This is a genomic window from Saccharothrix stipae (assembly GCF_054781895.1).
The window spans coordinates 48,170-66,535 of sequence record NZ_BAAGTN010000018.1 but is presented as its reverse complement, the minus strand read 5'-3'; the positions used below and the strand labels follow the sequence as shown (position 1 = coordinate 66,535).

13 protein-coding genes are annotated in these 18,366 nt (G+C 71.7%); 7 read left to right on the top strand and 6 right to left on the bottom strand.

What is annotated here, in order from left to right; translation table 11 throughout:
• Positions 1–12: 12 nt before the first annotated feature.
• From ACYVLT_RS33810 to ACYVLT_RS33795, 4 genes are all read right to left on the bottom strand, one after another.
• On the bottom strand, positions 13–870 hold the full coding sequence (locus tag ACYVLT_RS33810; protein WP_461124220.1) for an ABC transporter permease: 858 nt from the start codon (positions 868–870) through the stop codon (positions 13–15).
• Positions 867–1,700, bottom strand: a complete 834-nt coding sequence (locus ACYVLT_RS33805) for an ABC transporter ATP-binding protein (RefSeq protein ID WP_461124219.1) — start codon at positions 1,698–1,700, stop codon at positions 867–869. Before ACYVLT_RS33805 ends, ACYVLT_RS33810 begins: the two co-directional genes overlap by 4 nt.
• The gene (locus ACYVLT_RS33800; protein ID WP_461124218.1) at positions 1,697–2,704 is read right to left on the bottom strand and encodes an ABC transporter substrate-binding protein; all 1,008 of its coding nucleotides are present in this window, start codon (positions 2,702–2,704) and stop codon (positions 1,697–1,699) included. The genes ACYVLT_RS33805 and ACYVLT_RS33800 overlap by 4 nt, the downstream gene beginning before the upstream one ends.
• Positions 2,705–2,786: 82 nt before the next feature.
• A complete protein-coding gene (locus ACYVLT_RS33795; protein ID WP_360457754.1) occupies positions 2,787–2,870 on the bottom strand; it encodes a putative leader peptide in 84 nt (27 codons plus the stop codon).
• Positions 2,871–3,136: 266 nt separating this feature from the next.
• On the opposite strand from ACYVLT_RS33795, the gene ACYVLT_RS33790 reads away from it, so the two are divergent.
• A complete protein-coding gene (locus tag ACYVLT_RS33790; protein WP_461124217.1) occupies positions 3,137–4,054 on the top strand; it encodes a TauD/TfdA dioxygenase family protein in 918 nt (305 codons plus the stop codon).
• Between the two features lie 77 nt (positions 4,055–4,131).
• Here ACYVLT_RS33790 and ACYVLT_RS33785 read toward each other — a convergent pair whose 3' ends face one another.
• Together ACYVLT_RS33785 and ACYVLT_RS33780 are read right to left on the bottom strand one after the other, a co-directional pair.
• The gene (locus ACYVLT_RS33785) at positions 4,132–5,484 is read right to left on the bottom strand and encodes an extracellular catalytic domain type 1 short-chain-length polyhydroxyalkanoate depolymerase (RefSeq protein WP_461124216.1); all 1,353 of its coding nucleotides are present in this window, start codon (positions 5,482–5,484) and stop codon (positions 4,132–4,134) included.
• A gap of 115 nt (positions 5,485–5,599) precedes the next feature.
• Positions 5,600–5,914 carry a LuxR C-terminal-related transcriptional regulator gene (locus ACYVLT_RS33780; RefSeq protein WP_461124215.1) on the bottom strand — a complete coding sequence of 105 codons (315 nt, stop codon included), beginning with the start codon at positions 5,912–5,914 and terminating at the stop codon, positions 5,600–5,602.
• An 818-nt stretch (positions 5,915–6,732) separates the two neighbouring features.
• On the opposite strand from ACYVLT_RS33780, the gene ACYVLT_RS33775 reads away from it, so the two are divergent.
• The 6 genes from ACYVLT_RS33775 (at position 6,733) to ACYVLT_RS33750 (ending at position 18,366) form a co-directional block, all read left to right on the top strand.
• Positions 6,733–12,117: a ThuA domain-containing protein gene (locus ACYVLT_RS33775; RefSeq protein WP_461124214.1), complete on the top strand. Its 5,385-nt coding sequence runs from the start codon at positions 6,733–6,735 to the stop codon at positions 12,115–12,117.
• A 97-nt stretch (positions 12,118–12,214) separates the two neighbouring features.
• Positions 12,215–13,501: an ROK family transcriptional regulator gene (locus ACYVLT_RS33770; protein ID WP_461124213.1), complete on the top strand. Its 1,287-nt coding sequence runs from the start codon at positions 12,215–12,217 to the stop codon at positions 13,499–13,501.
• On the top strand, positions 13,498–15,012 hold the full coding sequence (locus tag ACYVLT_RS33765) for a sugar ABC transporter ATP-binding protein (protein ID WP_461124212.1): 1,515 nt from the start codon (positions 13,498–13,500) through the stop codon (positions 15,010–15,012). The genes ACYVLT_RS33770 and ACYVLT_RS33765 overlap by 4 nt, the downstream gene beginning before the upstream one ends.
• 73 nt (positions 15,013–15,085) lie before the next feature.
• A complete protein-coding gene (locus tag ACYVLT_RS33760; protein ID WP_461124211.1) occupies positions 15,086–16,114 on the top strand; it encodes an ABC transporter permease in 1,029 nt (342 codons plus the stop codon).
• Between the two features lie 38 nt (positions 16,115–16,152).
• Positions 16,153–17,187: a substrate-binding domain-containing protein gene (locus ACYVLT_RS33755; protein WP_461124210.1), complete on the top strand. Its 1,035-nt coding sequence runs from the start codon at positions 16,153–16,155 to the stop codon at positions 17,185–17,187.
• A 39-nt stretch (positions 17,188–17,226) separates the two neighbouring features.
• Positions 17,227–18,366, top strand: a complete 1,140-nt coding sequence (locus ACYVLT_RS33750; protein WP_461124353.1) for a Gfo/Idh/MocA family protein — start codon at positions 17,227–17,229, stop codon at positions 18,364–18,366.

Here is an 18,366-nt window from a genome sequence, read left to right as displayed (position 1 = left end):
TGCTCGGGGTGATCAGGAACCGACGGGGACCCGCCAGGACGTGAACCGGCGTTCCAGGGCGACCAGCAACTGGTTGAACACCACGCCGATGGCCGAGATGGTGATGATGCCCGCGTACATCTGGGGGATGGCGAAGTTGAACTGCGAGGCGTTGATCAGGTAGCCGAGCCCGGCCTTGGCGCCCACCATCTCCGCGGCCACCAGCACCAGGATCGACACCGCGCCGGCCAGCCGGATGCCGGTGAACACCGTGGGCACGGCGGCGGGCAGGATCACCTTCTGGAAGAGCCGGAACCCGGAGAGGTCCACCGAGCGGGCCAACCGCAGCAGCGTCGGGTCGGCATCGCGCACCGCGCTGATCGTGTTGAGCAGGATCGGCCAGGTGCAGGCGTAGAACACGATGGCGATCTTCGAGGTCTCGCCGATGCCGAGCAGCAGCACGAAGACCGGCAGCAACGCCAGCGCCGCGGTGTTGCGGAAGACCTCCAGCAGCGGCCCGAGCAGCGTCGCCACCGGCTTGTACCAGCCGATCAACAGGCCGAGCGGCACGGCCACCGCCACCGCGAGGCCGAACCCGGACAGCGAACGGGCCAGGCTCGCCCCGGTGTTGTCCAGCAGCTGACCGCCTGCGGCCAGCTGCCACCACGCGTCGGCCACGGTGGAGAACGGCGGCAGGAACGTGGCGTCGACCAGACCGAGCCTGGGCGCGGTCTCCCACACCGCCAGCAGCAGCACGATCGCCGCGACCTTGCCGACCGACGTTACCAGCACGTCCACGACCCGGCGCAGGGCCGACGGCCCGCGCACCCGGTCCCCGCCGACGGGGCGCTCCTCGTCCACGGCCGGTCGTGACTCCAACAGCGCGGTCATACCGCAGCCACCTCCTTCTCCTGTTGCTGTGCGCGGGAGACCTCGTCGTGCAGCAGCTCCCAGATCCGGTGCCGGTAACGCGCGAACTCGGTGCTGGAACGCAGGTCGACCTGGCCGGTGCGGTCACCGAGCTCGATCGGGACCACCTCCTTGACCCGGCCGGGCCGCGAGGTCAGCACCGCGACCCGCTGCCCCAGGTACACCGCCTCGTCGATGGAGTGCGTGATGAACACGACCGTCTTGCCGGTGCGCCGCCAGATGCGCAGCAGCTCGTCCTGCAACGACTCGCGGGTCTGCGCGTCCAAGGCCGCGAACGGCTCGTCCATCAGCAGCACGGTCGGGTCGTAGGCCAGGCTGCGGGCGATCGCGACGCGCTGCCGCATCCCGCCCGACAGCTGGTGCGGGTGCCGGTCCTCGAAGCCGTTCAGCCCCACCAGGTCCAAGAAGTCGCGGGCCCGCCTGCGGCGCTCCCGGCGCGGCACACCGGCCGCTTCCAGGCCGAACTCGACGTTGCCCTGCGCGGTGCGCCACGGCAGCAGCGCGTACTGCTGGAACACCACGCCCCGGTCCAGGCCCGGGCCGGTGATCGGGGCGCCGTCCAGCAGCACCCGGCCCTCGCTCGGCTCGGTCAGCCCGCCCAGCAGGTCGAGCAACGTGGACTTGCCGCAGCCGCTCGGCCCGACCAGGACCAGGAACTCACCGCGCTCCACGTCCAGGTCCACTCCCCGCACGGCGGTGAACTCGGTGCGCCGCCGGGACGCGCGGTCGCGGACCACGAACCGCTTGGTCACGTCGCGGAAGCTGATGTGGGTGCTCGTGCCGCCGTTCATGCCGCCACCCCGTTGAACTCGTTGGTGTAGAGGTCGGTGAGCCGCACCTGGTCCTTGGTGATCTCACCGCGCTCGGCGAGCCAGTCGACCCAGATGGCCAGCTCCTTGTCCACGATCCGGCCGCCCTTCTCGGCGACACCGGTGGACTTCCAGTACCGCAACGCGGCCGGGTCCTCGTTGCGCCCGCGCTTGGTGAGGATCTCGACCTTGCGGGCCACGACCTCCTCGCGCGGCGTCGTGCGGCTCCACTCGATGGCCTGCGCCACGCCGCTGACGAAGGTCCGCACGGTGTTCGGGTTGTCCCTGAGGAACTTCTCCAGGAACACGTACGTGCCCGCGGTGAACGCGCCCAGCAGGTCGAAGTCGGAGAACAGCTTGCGCAGGCCGCCCTTCTCCAACGCCTTGTCGCGCAGGATGCCGCCCAGCACGCCGACCTCGATCTGGTCCTGCCGCACGGACTGCTCGATGTTGACCGGCGGCACCGCGATCGGCTCCACCTTCTTGATCTCGTCGGGGGACAGGCCGTTGCGCTTGAGGTAGATGCCGAGCATGGCCTCGTGGTGCGCACCCAGGGTGTTCATGCCGACCTTCTTGCCGATCAGGTCGCGCGCGGAGGAGATCGGGCTGTCCTCCAGCACGTAGAAGCCGCTGAAGGCCGCCTCGTCGGAGCCGTAGTAGCCGATCACCGACTTGATCGGGGCGCCGGCGGCCTTGAGCTTGACCACCGCGCCGTTGAACGCGCCGCCGAAGTCGACCTGGCCGGTGGCCGCCGACTGGATGTCCTGGGGGCCGCTGGTGGTGTTGCCGACCCACTCCAGCCGCACGTCGCCGAGGTAGCCGAGGTCGGCGGCCAGTTCGGGCAGGGACACGTCGCCCGCCCAGCCCTGGTAGCGCAGGGTCTTGGTCTCGGCGCCGCCACCGGCGCCCGCGGTGGAGCAGCCGACGGTGGCCGCCGTCAGACCGAGGAGGGTGAGGCCGAGGAAGTTCCGTCGCGTGCTGATCACGGCGAATCCTTTGTTGGGGAAAGCGGGCATGCCGAAATACCGGGTTTCGACACCCGAGTGGGGGAGAAAAAGGAGGGCGGGTTCAGCGACCGGCGCGACAGAGGGCGCCGGCTTGCCGTCGGAGATCGACGTGCCGGCGCGAGGTGAGGTTGACGGCTTGGCTCACGGGCCAGAGCCTCACACCCAGGTCACGCGGGGTCAACGGGCTCGGTGGCCGTCCCACATCATGGAGTCGGCGGTCCGCGTGGCTGGACACCGGCCACTTTTTTGTCCAGTGCAACGAAGTGCCGGAACCTCGGTCGAGGCGGTCGCCGACGTCAACCGCGTCCGCGTGCTGGGACGACTTAATTCACCGCCGCGCAATGTTGTGCCCGTTCCGCCCGACTGCCCATCGTTGAGTCGGAACGGAATTCTCACGAGGGGACACCGGCGATGACCGCACAGCTTTCCGACACGATCACGGTCCACCGGCTCGGCGCGGGCATCGGCGCGCGGGTCGAGGGCGTCCGGCTGGGCGGCGACCTGTCCGAGGGCGCCGTCGCGACCGTCCGGGACGCGCTGCTGACCAACAAGGTGGTGTTCTTCCGCGGCCAGGAGCACCTGGACGACGCGGGCCAGCTCGCCTTCGCCCGGCTGCTCGGCGAGCCGACGCTGGCCCACCCGACCGTGAGGGGCCGCGAGCACGCCAACGTGCTGCCGATCGACTCCGACTACGGCAAGGCCAACAGCTGGCACACCGACGTCACGTTCGTCGACCGCGTGCCCGCGATCAGCATCCTGCGCGCGGTCGAGCTGCCGCCGTACGGCGGCAACACGGTGTGGGCCAACACGGTGCGGGCGTACGAGGAGCTGCCGCCCGCGCTGAAGGCGTTGGTGGACCGGCTGTGGGCGGTGCACAGCAACGTCTACGACTACGCCGGGCACGTGGACTCGACCCGCATCGGCGGGGTGGACGTGAAGGAGGAGTCCTACCGCGACGAGTTCCAGTCCCAGCGCTACGAGACCGAGCACCCCGTGGTGCGCGTGCACCCGGAGACCGGTGAGCGCGCGCTGCTGCTCGGCCACTTCGTCAAGCGGATCGTGGGTCTGACGAGCGCCGAGTCGCACACGGTCTACCGCCTGCTCCAGGACCGGGTGACCCGGCTGGAGAACACCGTGCGCTGGCAGTGGGCCGACGGCGACGTGGCGATCTGGGACAACCGCGCCACCCAGCACTACGGCGTCGCCGACTACGACGACGCGCGTCGCCGCCTGCACCGCATCACCATCGCGGGCGACGTCCCGGTCAGCGTGGACGGCGTCACGAGCACCACGGTCGTCGGCGACGCGGCCCACTTCTCCGCACTCTGACACCCCGCCGTCCCGCCTGGTGAAGGCGGGACGGCGGCCGCCGGCGCCCGACATCGCCGCGGCATGGGGCGCCGGACCTACCCGGTCGCGCCGAGGGTCCACCGCTGGTTGGCTTGCCCGTTGCAGGTCCACAGCCGCACGGGGGAGCCGTTGGCGGTCCCGGCGTTGGTGACCTCCAGGCACAGCCCGGACTGCGTGCCGGTCACCGAGCCGTCCGCGTTGAGCCGCCACTTCTGGTTGACCCCGCCGTGGCAGGACCAGATGATCACGGCCGTGCCCGCCGTCGAGCCGCCGCCCTCGGCGTCCAGGCACCGCGACGTGCTCCCGGAGTACACCGTCAGCTCACCCGCCGCGGTGGAGGTCCACTGCTGGTTCGCCCCACCCCAGCAGTCCCAGATGTGCAACCGCGTGCCCGGGCTGGTGGACTGGCCGGGCACGTCGAGGCACTTGCCGGCGCCCACCGCGCGCAGCGCGCCGGTCTTGGCGCCACCGCCGCCGCCCGCGTCGAGACCGAGGAAGGAGATCGCGTATGCCAGCATCCCGGCCTGCGGCAGGGTGTGACCGGTGTTGGAGATGCTGATCCCCTCGACGGTCGCGCGGGTGCTGGTGTCGCCGTAGCGGGTGCGCGTCCAGTTCGTCTGGGGGCGGTCGGTGGACGACGGGGTCTGGGACAGGCCGTGCAGGTTGGTCCACTGCTTGATCGCCTCGCCGAAGTTGGGGTAGGCGAGGGTCGTGTCGGTGGCGCCGTGCCACAGCTGCATCCGCGGGTAGCGCCCGGTGTAGCCCCGGTACATCGCACGGGCCTGGTCGCCCCACTCCTGGGCGGACTTGACCACGTTGCCGCCGGCGCACTGGCTGTTCCACAGCGAGCCGTTGGTCGTGGCGAAGCACCCGGCCGGCACCCCGGAGAAGGCGGATCCGGCGGCGAACACGTCGGGGTACTGGGCGGCCAGCACGTTGGTCATCATCGCGCCGGAGGAGAAGCCGCTGACCACGATGCGGGCCGGGTCCACGTTGTAGCGCTGCCGCGCCCAGGACACCATCGACATGATGCCGGTGGAGTCGCTGCCGCCGTTGCGGGTCAACCCCGCCTGGGTGGACACGTCGAAGCAACGGCCCTCCCGGGTGGCCTCGGGCACGACCACGACGTACCCGTACCGGTCGGCCGCCGTGGCGAAGTCGCGGCCGTTGCCGTTGAAGATCGCGCCGGCCGATCCGCCGCAGTAGTGGACGAGGACCAGCAGCGCAGGCTGCGGCGCCACGTTGTCCGGCACGTACACGTACATGTTGATGTTGCTCGGGTTCGGACCGAAGTCCGTCACCCGGGTCAACGTGGCGGCCGACGCCGGACCGGCCGTCATGAGCGCCGTGCCGACGATCAGCGGCAACAGCAACACCGCGGCCGCCAAGGCGCGCGACAGTCGTCTCATCGAGTACTCCCTGGTGGACGTGGGCGGTGGGGTTCGGTGGTCGCCAGGCGGCCGGACCGGGTCGCCGATGCCCTGCGGGCCCGGGAGAACCGGGTGGTGGGCTCGCGGTACCGGGTCACACCCAATCCCGTTCGCGGGCGATCACGCCCAGCTGGAAGCGCGAACGGACGCCCAGCAGGTTCTGCAGGCGCGTGATCCGGCGGTGCACGGTGCGGACGCTGACGCCCAGCTCCCGCGCGATGGCCTCGTCGATCGCCCCGGTGCGCATGAGCCGCAGCAGGTGCCGTGTCGCGTCCGTGGGTTCCAGGTCCACGTCGTCCACGTCCTCCACGACGGGCGGCATGGCCAGTTCCGCCGACTCGTACTGCCGGCGGTCGCGTGGCGGTGGCGCGGGGGAACGGGGCGCGAGCCCTCGGGTCTTCACTGTCATGGACTGCTCCACTGCGTCGTGGCACCCACCGGGTGACGTCCGAGGGCGGATCCGGGGCGGGATGTGTCTGACTCTCCGCGGGCGGTCCTGCGCCCGACTGCTCCTGGATCCGGCCGACGCCCCACGACCGCCTCCGACGCCAATGACAGCGGTCACACGCCGCTGAAGTCAAGGGACGGGCCGGTCGGACTTGAGAATCTCCGGGTTCGACCGGCCGGGGGAGGTGGCGGAGGGGCCGTCGACGGCCTGTTCGGGGCGGTCGGTCGCGGCCGAACAGAGTCATACTCATCCGGTCGTGCCGGCACAGGGTCCGGGGTAGGTCGCCGGCGTCCGGGTCGACCTGTCGAGCGAACCCGCCGGTCGGCGGACCATTACACCACCGGGTCGGCCGTCCGCGGATCACGGACCGGGCGGAATCCGGCGCGGGCAATGGCCGCGTCCGACTCGGCGTTACGGGGAATGGACGAGTCCGTTCGACCGTCCCGACAGGGTGGCCCGGTCGACGTCCGCGAAACTGTTGCGCCGCACGGCGGATCGACGGCTGCGCCGCTGCGTGGGCGACATGCGCGTGCGCGAAGTGTGCAGCGGCGAAGCGGCGGAGTAAAGCCGCCGAATGCGCTAGTCGCGCTTCTTGGGCAGGTGGGTGATTGGCGAGTAGTGGACATGCCGCGGCCTTGACCCCCTGGAAAACGCGTCATTAGTTTGTTTACCCGACAGACGAATCCTGTGCTCGGCCGCGCGGCGCGCCGATCCGGTGGGAGGCCTCAATGATGAGCTCGTCCAGGCGCGGCCGGAGACGGTGGTCGACTGTCGTGTTCGTGGCGGCGTTACTGGGGTCGCTGGTCGCGTTGGCCGCACCGGCTCAAGCGCACCCCGGCCACGGCGACGAGACCTTCAAGGCCCTCGTCTTCAGCAAGACCGCCGGCTTCCGCCACCCGTCGATCCCCCGGGGCATCGCCGCCATCGAGCAGCTCGGCGTCGACCACGGCTTCACCGTGGACGCCACCGAGGACGCCGCCGCGTTCACCGACGCCAACCTCGCCGAGTACGAGGCCGTGGTCTTCCTCTCCACCACCGGCGACGTCCTCGACGCCACCCAGCAGGCGGCCTTCGAGCGCTACATCGAGGCGGGCGGCGGGTACGCGGGCGTGCACGCCGCGGCCGACACCGAGTACGACTGGGCCTGGTACGGCGACCTGGTGGGCGCCTACTTCTCCGGCCACCCCGAACCGCAGAACGCGACCGTGAAGGTCACCGACCCGGCGCACCCGTCCACGGCGCACCTGCCGCAGGCCTGGCGCCGGGTCGACGAGTGGTACAACTACCGCGCCGACCCGTCCGCCGACGTGCACGTGCTGGCCGAGCTGGACGAGACGAGCTACAGCGGCGGCACGATGGGGTCGAGCCACCCGATCTCCTGGTGCCAGGACTACCAGGGCGGGCGCTCCTGGTACACGGGCATGGGCCACGCCGACGAGTCCTTCGCCGAACCGGCGTTCCTGGAGCACCTGCTCAAGGGCATCCAGACCGCCGCCGGTGTGGTGGACGCCGACTGCTCGGCCACCCGGACCAACGCCTTCGAGAAGGTCACCCTCGACGACACCACCGCGAACCCGATGGAACTCACGATCGCCGACGACGGCCGCGTGTTCTACATCGACCGCAACGGCGCGGTGCGCATCGTCCGGAGTGACGGCGCGGTCGTCACCGCGGGCACCGTGAACGTCTACACCGGACAGGAGTTCGGCCTCCTGGGCATCGCGCTGGACCCGGACTTCGCCACCAACAACCAGCTCTACCTGTACTACTCGCCCGCGGGCGCCGAGTCCGTCGACCGGGTTTCCCGGTTCACGCTGCAGGGCGACGTGATCGTGCCCGGCAGCGAGAAGGTCCTGCTGACCGTCGCCACCCAGCGCGAGCAGTGCTGCCACGCCGGCGGCGCGCTGGAGTTCGACAACGACGGCAACCTCTACATCACCACCGGCGACAACACCAACCCGTTCGCCTCCGACGGCTTCTCGCCGCTCGACGAGACCGCCGGCCGTTCCGCCTGGGACTCCCAGCGCTCCTCGGCCAACAGCAACAACCTCAACGGCAAGATCCTGCGCATCACCCCGCAGGCCGACGGCACCTACACCGTCCCGGCGGGCAACATGTTCCCGGCCGGCACGGCCAAGACCCGGCCCGAGATCTACGCCATGGGCTTCCGCAACCCCTTCCGCATCGGTCTGGACCCGCTGACCAACAAGCTCCAGGTCGCCGACTACGGCCCCGACGCGGGCCAGAGCAACCCCCGGCGTGGTCCGGACGGCCGCGTCGAGTGGAACGTCGTGGACCGCCCCGGGTTCTACGGCTGGCCCTACTGCGTCGGCGACAACACCCCGTACGTCGACTACGACTTCGCCACCGGCGCCTCCGGCGAGCAGTTCGACTGCGCCAACCCGGTGAACAACTCGCCGAACAACACCGGGCTCACCGAGCTGCCCGCCGCGATCGGCACCAAGATCTGGCAGGGCAAGACCAGCACCGGCAACCCCGAGATCGGCGGCAGCGGCGCGCCGATGGCGGGCGGCACCTACCGGTACGACCCGGAGCTCGCCTCCGCGCGCAAGTGGCCCGCGTACTGGGACGGCAAGGCGATGTGGGGTGACTGGAACGACGGCAGGCTGTTCTCGCTCCAGCTGACCGAGGACGGCACGGGTGTGTTCGACATCAGCCGGATGTTGCCCGGTATGGCGTTCAACCGGGTGCACGCCATGCAGTTCGGCCCGGACGGCGCGCTGTACGTGATCGAGTGGGGCTCCGGCTTCGGCGGCAACAACGCCGACAGCGGCGTCTACCGCATCGACTACGTGCGCGGCGACCGGAGCCCGGTCGCGGTCGCGAAGGCGGACAAGACCTCCGGGCACGCGCCGCTGACCGTGCGGTTCGACTCGGCCGGGTCGCGCGACCCCGACGGCGACCCGTTGACCTTCGCCTGGGACTTCGACGGCAACGGCACCACCGACAGCACGGACACCGCGCCCAGCCACACCTACACCACCAACGGCAACTACACCGCCCGGCTCACCGTCACCGACCAGGGCGGCAGGTCCGCGGTCGCCAACGTGAGCATCGTGGTCGGCAACACGCCTCCCGTGGTCACGTTGACCGCGCCGGCCAACGGTGGCTTCATCGACTTCGGCGACCAGGTCTCCTACCGCGTCACGGTCACCGACGCCGAGGACGGCACGGTCGACTGCCAGGACGTCGTCGTGCAGCCCGCCCTGGGCCACGACGAGCACTCCCACGGCTACGAGCAGTACCGCGGCTGCGAGGGCCTGGCGCTGATGTCGGGCGACGAGGGCCACGTGGGCGCGAACATCTTCGGCGTCCTCACCGCGAAGTACACCGACAAGGGCGGCGACGGCGCGTCACCGCTGACCGGCGAGTCGATCCTGGTGCTCCAGCCCAAGCACAAGGAAGCCGAGTTCTACACCGGCACCGGCCGCACCGCGGACGGCGTCGGCGACGACACGGCGGGCGTGGAGAAGGAGAACACCACCGACACCGGCGGCGGCCAGAACATCGGGTTCATCACCGACGGCGACTGGTTCTCGCTGCGCCCGGCCACGCTCCAGGGCATCGACCAGGTGCGGTTCCGGGTGGCCTCGGGGTCCGAGGGCGGCCGGTTGGAGGTCCGCGTCGGCGCGCCGGACGGCCCGCTCGCGGGCACGGCGACCTTCGCCGGCACCGGCGGCTGGCAGAACTGGACCACCGTCACCGCCGACATCGCCGACGACGTGCCGGCCGGGTCCGAGCTGTACTTCGTCACCCGCAGGTCGGAAGGCAGCACGACGACCAGCTACCTGGCCAACGTGAACTGGCTGGAGTTCGCCGGTCGCGGCGTGACGCACAACCAGCGGCCCGCGGTCGAGGCCACGGCCACCGCCACGACGGGCACCACGCCGTTGGAGGTCGACTTCACCGCGTCGGCCACCGACCCGGACGGTGACACCCCCATCGGCTACACCTGGGTGTTCGGCGACGGCGGCACCGCCACGGGCGCGTCGGTCAGCCACACCTACACCGCCCCGGGCACCTTCAACGCCAAGGTCACCGCGACCGACGCGCGCGGCGCGAGCGGGACGAAGACCATCCCGATCACCGTCCGCGCACCCGACGTCACCTGCTTCTCCGGCCGCTCGGACGACTTCCTCGGCACCACGCTCGACCGCGACCGGTGGACCACCGTGGTGCGGGAGAACCAGGACCTCGCGGTGCGCGACGGCCACGTGGTGCTCCCGACCGCGCCGTCCGACATCTACGGCACCACCAACACCACGCCCAACATCGTGCTCCAGGACCTGCCGTCCGGGCCGTTCCAGGCCACGGCCAAGGTGCGCGTGCCCGTGCGGCGCGCCTACCAGCAGGCCGGTCTGGTGATCTACGGCGACGACGACAACTACGCCAAGATGGTGCTCGAAGGCCGGTCGGACACCGACGACGCGGCGAACCGGATCTTCCAGTTCATCCGCGAGGAGGCCGGCCAGCCCAACGAGGTCGGCGAGTCGAACACCGCGCCGCTGGGCGCCGGGTACCCCGACACCGTGTGGGTCCGGTTCACCAGCGACGGGCAGAACCTGGTCGCGTCCTACAGCGCGGACGGGCAGACGTTCACCGACATGCCGCAGACCAAGGCGCTGGCGGGCATGGTGAACCCGAAGATCGGCCTGCTCTCGCTCGTCGGCGGTGGCGGCGACCGCCCGGTGGTGAACGCCGAGTTCGACTGGTTCACCCTCACGCCGGACGACACGGCGCCGGTGGCGCCGGACGACGACTTCGCCGGCACGGCGCTGGACGGGTGCCGCTGGAACGCCGTGGTCCGACCCGACCCGACCCGCTACGGCGTGTCCGACGGCAGCCTGCGCATCGACACCAGCGACGGCGACATCTACGGCGGGTCGGCCGACGACCCGGCCAACTTCATCCTCCAGCGCGCCCCCGAGGGTGACTGGGTGATCGAGACGGAGGTCGACGCGTCGGCGTTGGACGAGCGCTACCAGCAGGCCGGGCTGATCGCCTACGCGGACGACGCGAACTACGTGAAGTTCGACCACATCGCCACCAACGAGGCGGGCACGCCCGTGCAACGCGGCGTGGAGCTGCGGACGGAGAGCGGCGACGTGGTGGGTCAGCCGCAGCCCGGTGTCAGCGGCCTCACCGGGGGCGTGTGGCACCTGCGGCTGGCCAAGTCCGGTTCCACCTACACCGGCTCCTACAGCGCGGACGGGCAGACCTGGACGTCGCTGGAACCGGTGGTCAACGAGAACCTGGCCGGTGCGCGGATCGGGTTGTTCGCCCTGGGCGGCGGTCAGACCGCGTCGAAGCCCGCCAAGTTCAACCACTTCCGGCTGGTCACCGACCGCACGGCGCCGGTGGTCTCGGTGGTCGCCGACCCCGCGTCGCCGGGTGCGGGCGGGTGGTGGACGGGTCCGGTGACCCTCACCGCCTCCGCGACCGACGACGGCACCGGGCCGGTGCGCGTCGAGTACCGGGTGGGCACGGGCGACTGGGCGCAGTACACGACACCGCTGGCGTTCGCCGACGACGGTGAACGGGTGGTCGCGTTCCGGGCGTCCGACGCCGCGGGCAACGTCTCCGAGGAGAAGTCGGTGACCGTCAAGGTCGACCGCACCGCGCCGCGGCTCACCGTGAAGACGGACAACGCCCCCGGACCCGAGGGCTGGTTCACGCGGCAGGCGCTGGTCTCGGCGACGGCCACCGACGCGACGTCCGGCGGCGCGGTGCTGGAGCACCGGCTCGACGGCGGCCCGTGGCGGCCCTACACCGGCGTGGTGTCCGTGGGCGACGGCACCCACCGGGTGGGGGTGCGGGCGACGGACGCGGCGGGCAACACCTCCGCCGAGCAGTCGATCACGGTGAAGGTGGACACCGCGCCGCCGGTGACCAAGGCCAAGCGCGGCAAGTCCGCGTCCCGGGTCAAGCTCACCGCCACCGACGCCACCTCGGGCGTGGCCCGCACGGAGTACCGCATCTCCGGCGGCAAGTGGCAGGTCCACCGGGGCGAGGAGATCCGGATCCGGCCCGACGGCCGGGAGTACCTGGAGTACCGGTCGATCGACGTGGCGGGCAACGTCGAGGCCATCGGCCGGTACACGCCCAAGCCGGGGCGCGACGACGGCTGCCGGCAGCACGTCTGACGGTCGAGCGGGTGGGGCCCGCCCGGGTCCCACCCGCTCGACCGACCCCGCCGCCGGGGCGCACCCCACGTCCACCCGCCCGAAACCGAGGAGTGCCATGAGGTACAGGCCGACTCGCCCGCGCACGGGCGGATCGACCGCGGATCAGGCCACGGTCCGCCGGCACAACCTCTCCGTCGTGCTGTCCCACCTGCGCGACCACGGGCCGCGGTCGCGGGCGCGGCTCGCCGGGGAGACGGGGCTGAACAAGGCCACCGTCTCCAGCCTGGTCGCCGAGCTCGTCGACCGCGGCCTGGTGGGGGAGGGGGAGACCGAGCGGGCCACCGTCGGGCGGCCGGGCCAGATCATCCGGCTCGACGGCGAGCACGTCGTCGCGGTCGGGGCCGAGGTGAACGTCGGCTACCTGTCGGTGCTCGTGCTCAACCTGCGCGGCCAGGTCGTGGCGCGGCAGCGGATCGCGCTGGACACCGCCGCGATGGAGCCGGCGCTGGTGCTGGCCCGGCTGGGGCGGCTGCTGGACTCGGCGCTGGTCGGCGTCGCGGTCCGCCCGGTCGGCGTCGCCATCGCCGTGCCCGGCCTGGTCGAGGCCGACACCGGGGTGGTGCGCGAGGCGCCCAACCTGGGGTGGACCGACATCCCGGTGGTCGCCGAGATCAGCAGGTTGCTGGGCGAGCCGCCGTACCCGGTGCTGCTGGACAACGAGGCCAACCTCGCCGCGCTGGCCGAGGTCGAGGCGCAGGGCCTGGACCGGGGCGGCGACCTCATCCTGCTGACCGGGGCGGCCGGCGTCGGCAGCGGCATCGTGGTGGGCGGGCGCCTGCTGCGCGGCGCGCAGGGGTTCGCGGGCGAGGTCGGGCACATGCGCGTCCGCGACGACGGACCGCCGTGCGCGTGCGGCCGCACGGGCTGCTGGGAGGCCGCCGTCGGCCTCAACGCGCTGCTCGCCGCCGCCCCGGAGCCCCCGCCGGGCAGCGCGTCGGTGCACGACCCGGAACAGGACCCGTTGCCCGACCTGGAACGCAGGCTGGCCGGCATCGGCGACCGGGCCGCGGCGGGCGACGCCCGGGTGCTGGCCGCCATCGCCGAGATCGACCGGTGGCTCACCGTCGGCGCGGGCATCCTGGTCAACGTCTTCAACCCGCACCTGCTGGTCCTCGGCGGCTACTTCGCCGCGTTGCGACCGTGGATCGCCGGTTCCCTGCGCCAGGAGCTGCGCGGCCACGTCTTCGCCGGGGACGTCGGCAGCACCCGCGTCGCGTTCTCGGCCCTCGGCTTCTCCGGCTCCGTGCGCGGCGGGGCGTCTCAGATCCTCGACCGCGTCTTCCGCGACCCCGTGCTCGTCGAGCCGGTCGACAAGCCCCTGGCACAGGAGGAAACCGTATGACGACCACGACAGCGCCACTGCTGTCCGTCCGGGGCGTGGTGAAGCGCTTCCCGGGCGTGACGGCCCTGGGCGGGGTCGACTTCGACGTGCGCGCCGGCGAGGTGCACTGCCTGCTCGGCCAGAACGGCGCGGGCAAGTCGACGTTGATCAAGGTGCTGTCCGGGGCGCACCGCCCGGACGACGGCGAGATCCGGTGGCAGGGCGAGGTGGTGTCGTTCGACAACCCGACCGCCGCGATGCGCAGCGGCGTGGCCGCCATCTACCAGGAGCTCGACCTGGTGGCCGGGCTGTCCGTGGCCGACAACGTCTTCCTCGGCCACGAGCTGTCCAAGGCCGGCTTCACCCGCCGCGCCGAGGTCCACCGGCGCACCAGGGCGCTGCTCGACCGGCTCGGCCACCCGGACATCCCGCCGGACCGCGACGTCGGCCGGCTGTCCGCGGCCAACCAGCAGATCGTCAGCATGGCGCGCGCCCTGTCCCGCGACGGGCGGCTGCTGATCATGGACGAGCCGTCGGCGGTGCTGGACCAGGACGAGGTGCGGACGCTGTTCCGGGTCATCCGGGAGCTGACCGCCCAGGGCGTGGCGATCGTCTACATCTCGCACCGGATGGAGGAGATCCGCGAGATCGGCGACCGGGTGACCGTGCTGAAGGACGGCCGCACGGTGGCCACCGGCCTGCCCGCCCGCGAGACCCGCACCGCCGACCTGATCAGGCTCATGACCGGGCGCGACGTGGCGTACGACTTCCCGCCGCGCGAACCGGTCGACCCGACCGCGCCCGAGGTGCTGGTGGTGCGCGGGCTGGCCGCGGGAGGCCGGTTCTCCGGCGTCGACCTCACCGTCCGCGCGGGCGAGGTGGTCGGGCTCGCCGGTCTCGTGGGGTCGGGGCGGTCGGAGATCCTGGAAGCCGTCTACGGCGCGCGCAAGTCCACGGCGGGCACCGTCGAGGTGGACGGCAGGCGGCTGCGGCGGGGGAGCGTCGGCGCGGCCGTGCGCGCGGGTGTCGGGCTGTGCCCGGAGGAGCGCAAGAGCCAGGGGCTGCTGCTGGACCAGTCCGTGTACCGCAACATCACCGTGTCGACGCTGTCCGCGTTCTCCCGCTTCGGTTTCCTCGACAACGGCGCGGAGCGCGCGCGTTCGCGGGAGTTGACCACGGCGCTGGACGTCCGCCCGCCGGGCGTGGACCGGGCCGTGCGCACCCTGTCGGGTGGCAACCAGCAGAAGGTCGTGCTGGCGCGGTGGCTGCTGCGCGAGTGCCGCGTGCTGCTGCTCGACGAGCCGACCCGGGGCGTGGACGTCGGTGCGCGCAGCGAGATCTACGAGCTGATCCGCGACCTGTCCGCCCGGGGCGTGGCGGTGGTGGTCGTGTCCAGCGAGGTGGAGGAAGTCCTCGGCTTGGCCGACCGGGTGCTGGTGGTGCGCGAAGGCCGGGTCGTCCACGAGGGACCGGCCCGCGAGATCGACGAATCCCGGGTCCTGGACCTGGTCATGGAAGGAACCGCCGCATGAGCGAGCTCGCGCGCGAAACGTTCGACACACTGCTTTGTGCCCATGCCACGCCGAGCGCCGGTGAGGTGTGCGCATGAGCGAGAAGACCGCCGCCACCACCAAGGCCGGCCCGCCGACGGTGAACCGCGCGAATCGCGGCGTCAGCGCGCTGCTCGGGTCCGCGGCCGGCCGCAACACCGGTCTCGTGGTCGCCCTGGTGCTGCTGTGCGTGGTGGGTGTGGCCACCGCGGGCGACCGGTTCGCCGACGTCGACAACGTGCTCACCATCCTGCGCCTGGCGTCGGTGATCGGCGTGGTCAGCGTCGGCATGACGTTCGTGATCACCGGCGGCGGCATCGACCTGTCCGTCGGCGCGATCGTCGCGCTGTCCTCGGTCTGGGCCACGACCCTGGCCACGCAGACCATGGCCAACGACGCCCACTGGCTCGTCATCGTGTTCGCCGCGCTCGCCGTGGGCGCCGGCTGCGGCGTGGTCAACGGCCTGCTCATCGCCTACGGGCGGATCGTGGCGTTCATCGCGACGCTGGCGATGCTCGCCGCCGCCCGCGGCCTGGCCGAGATCATCTCCAACCGCAAGACCCAGATCGTGAACGTGCCGGGCTTCACCGCGTTCTTCGACGCGTCGGTGCTCGGCGTGCCGGTGCTGGTGGTGATCTTCGCGCTGGTCGCGGTCGTGGGGTGGGTGGTGCTCAACCGCACCACGTTCGGGCGGCGGACCTTCGCCGTCGGCGGCAACCCCGAGGCCGCCCGGCTGGCCGGCATCGACGTGCGGCGGCACACCGTGCTGCTCTACACGCTGCTCGGCGTGTGCTGCGGGATCGCCGCGATCATGCTCGTCGCCCGCACCACCACCGGCAGCTCCACCCACGGCGGGCTGTACGAGCTCGACGCCATCGCGGCGGTGGTGATCGGCGGCACCCTGCTGTCCGGCGGTCGTGGCACGATCGCGGGCACCGTGTTCGGCGTCCTGATCTTCACGACGCTGTCGAACGTGTTCACCCTCAACAACCTCTCCATCTCCGCCCAGGCCGTCGCGAAGGGCGCGATCATCGTGGTCGCCGTGCTGCTCCAGCAGCGGTTGGCCCGCCGCAGTGGTGCTTGACCCCCGACACAACCGCCGCCATCCCGAGGAGCAATCCCATGTCACGCAAGGCAACAACCCGTCTCGTCGCCGCCCTCTCGGTCGGTCTCGCCCTCACCGCCTGCACGGGCAACACCCCGGCGCCCCCGGCCGGCAGCGGTGACCAGGGCGGCGCCCGGGTCGCCAACGACGAGCCCGGCGACAAGGTCGTCATCGGCTTCTCCGCGCCCGCCGCCGACCACGGCTGGATGGCCGCGATCACCAACGCCGCCAAGGCGGAGGCGGAGAAGTACTCCGACGTGGAGCTGAAGGTGGTCGAGGGCACCAACGACGTCAACCTCCAGATCAGCCAGGTCGAGACGTTCATCAACGACAAGGTCGACGCGATCGTGCTGCTGCCGTTCGACGGCGCGGCGCTGACGCCGGTGGCGCTCAAGGCGATGAAGGCCGGCATCACGGTGATCAACGTCGACCGCGAGTTCGGCAGCCCGTTCGCCGCGCGGTCGACCGTGCTGGGCGACAACCACGGCATGGGCGTGTCCGCCGGCAGGTACATCTGCGAGGAGCTCGGCGGCAAGTCCGGTGCGGTCGTGGCCGAGATCGCGGGCATCGACTCCCTGCCGCTGACGCAGGACCGCAGCAAGGGCTTCGCCGAGGCCCTCGGCGACTGCGGGCTGAAGGTGAGCAACCGGGTCGCCGCGGAGTTCACGGTGGAGAGCGGGGAGCGCGCCGCGGCGAACCTGCTGCAGGCCGCGCCGCGCATCGACGCGATCTGGAACCACGACGACGACCAGGGCGTCGGCGTCACGGCGGCGATCAAGAACTCCGGCCGCAGCGAGTTCTTCATGGTCGGCGGAGCGGGCTCGGCCAACGTCATGCGTGAGATCAAGGCCGGCAACGGCCTGCACAAGGCGACCGTGGTCTACCCCTCCACCCAGGGCGCGGACGGCATCCGGCTGGCGCGGCTCGCCGTGCAGGGCAAGAGCCTCGGCGACCTGGTCGAGGTCGAGGTGCCGCGTCAGATCGAGCTGTACGCCCCGGTCGTCACCAAGGACAACGTCGACCGCTACCTGCCCACCGCCTTCGAGTCCTAGGAGATCACCGCCTTGACGACAGCGACGTTGGGTATCGCGATGATCGGCCACGCCTTCATGGGAGCCGCCCACTCCCAGGCGTGGCGGGTCGCGCCGCGCTTCTTCGACCTGCCGGTGCGCCCGGTCATGGCCGTGGTGTGCGGCCGGGACCAGGCCCGTACCGAGGCCGCCGCCGCGCGACTGGGCTGGGCGGAGGCCGCGACCGACTGGAAGGCCGTGCTGGACCGGGACGACGTGCAGGTGGTGGACATCTGCACGCCCGGTGACACGCACGCCGAGATCGCCCTCGCGGCGCTGGCCGCGGGCAAGCACGTGCTGTGCGAGAAGCCGCTGGCCAACACCGTCGCCGAAGCCGAGGCGATGGCGGGTGCGGCGGCCCGTGCCGTCGCGGAGGGCGTGCGCGCGATGGTCGGGTTCACCTACCGGCGCGTGCCCGCCCTCTCCCTCGCCCGCGACCTCGTGGCGCAGGGCCGGCTGGGGCGCGTGCACCACGTGCGCGCCCAGTACCTCCAGGACTGGATCGTCGACCCGGCCGCACCGCTGTCGTGGCGGCTGCAGAAGGAGAAGGCCGGGTCGGGCGCGCTGGGCGACATCGGCGCGCACATCGTCGACGCCACCCAGTTCATCCTCGGCGACACCATCAGCGAGGTGTCCGGGATGCTGGAGACGTTCGTGTCCGAGCGTCCCCTGGCGGCCGACCACTCCGGGCTGTCCGGCACCGCCGTCGCGGACCGGACCGGGCCGGTCACGGTGGACGACGCCGCCCTGTTCCTGGCCCGGTTCACCGGCGGCGCGCTCGGCGCGTTCGAGGCCACCCGGTTCGCCAACGGCCGCAAGAACGCCATCCGCATCGAGATCAACGGCTCCGCGGGCAGCCTGGCGTTCGACTTCGAGGACATGAACGTCCTGCACTACTACGACGGCGCGGAGGACGCCGCGGTCGCCGGCTTCCGCCGCATCGTCGTCACCGAGCCGCAGCACCCCTACGTGGACGCCTGGTGGCCCGCCGGCCACGGCCTGGGCTACGAGCACGCGTTCACCCACCAGGCCGTCGACTTCGTCCGCGCCGTGGCGGCCGGCACCGACCCCGCCCCGTCGTTCGCCGACGGGCTCCAGGTGCAGCGGGTCCTGGCCGCCGTCGAGGCCAGCGCGGCGTCCCGCACCTGGCGACACGTCTGA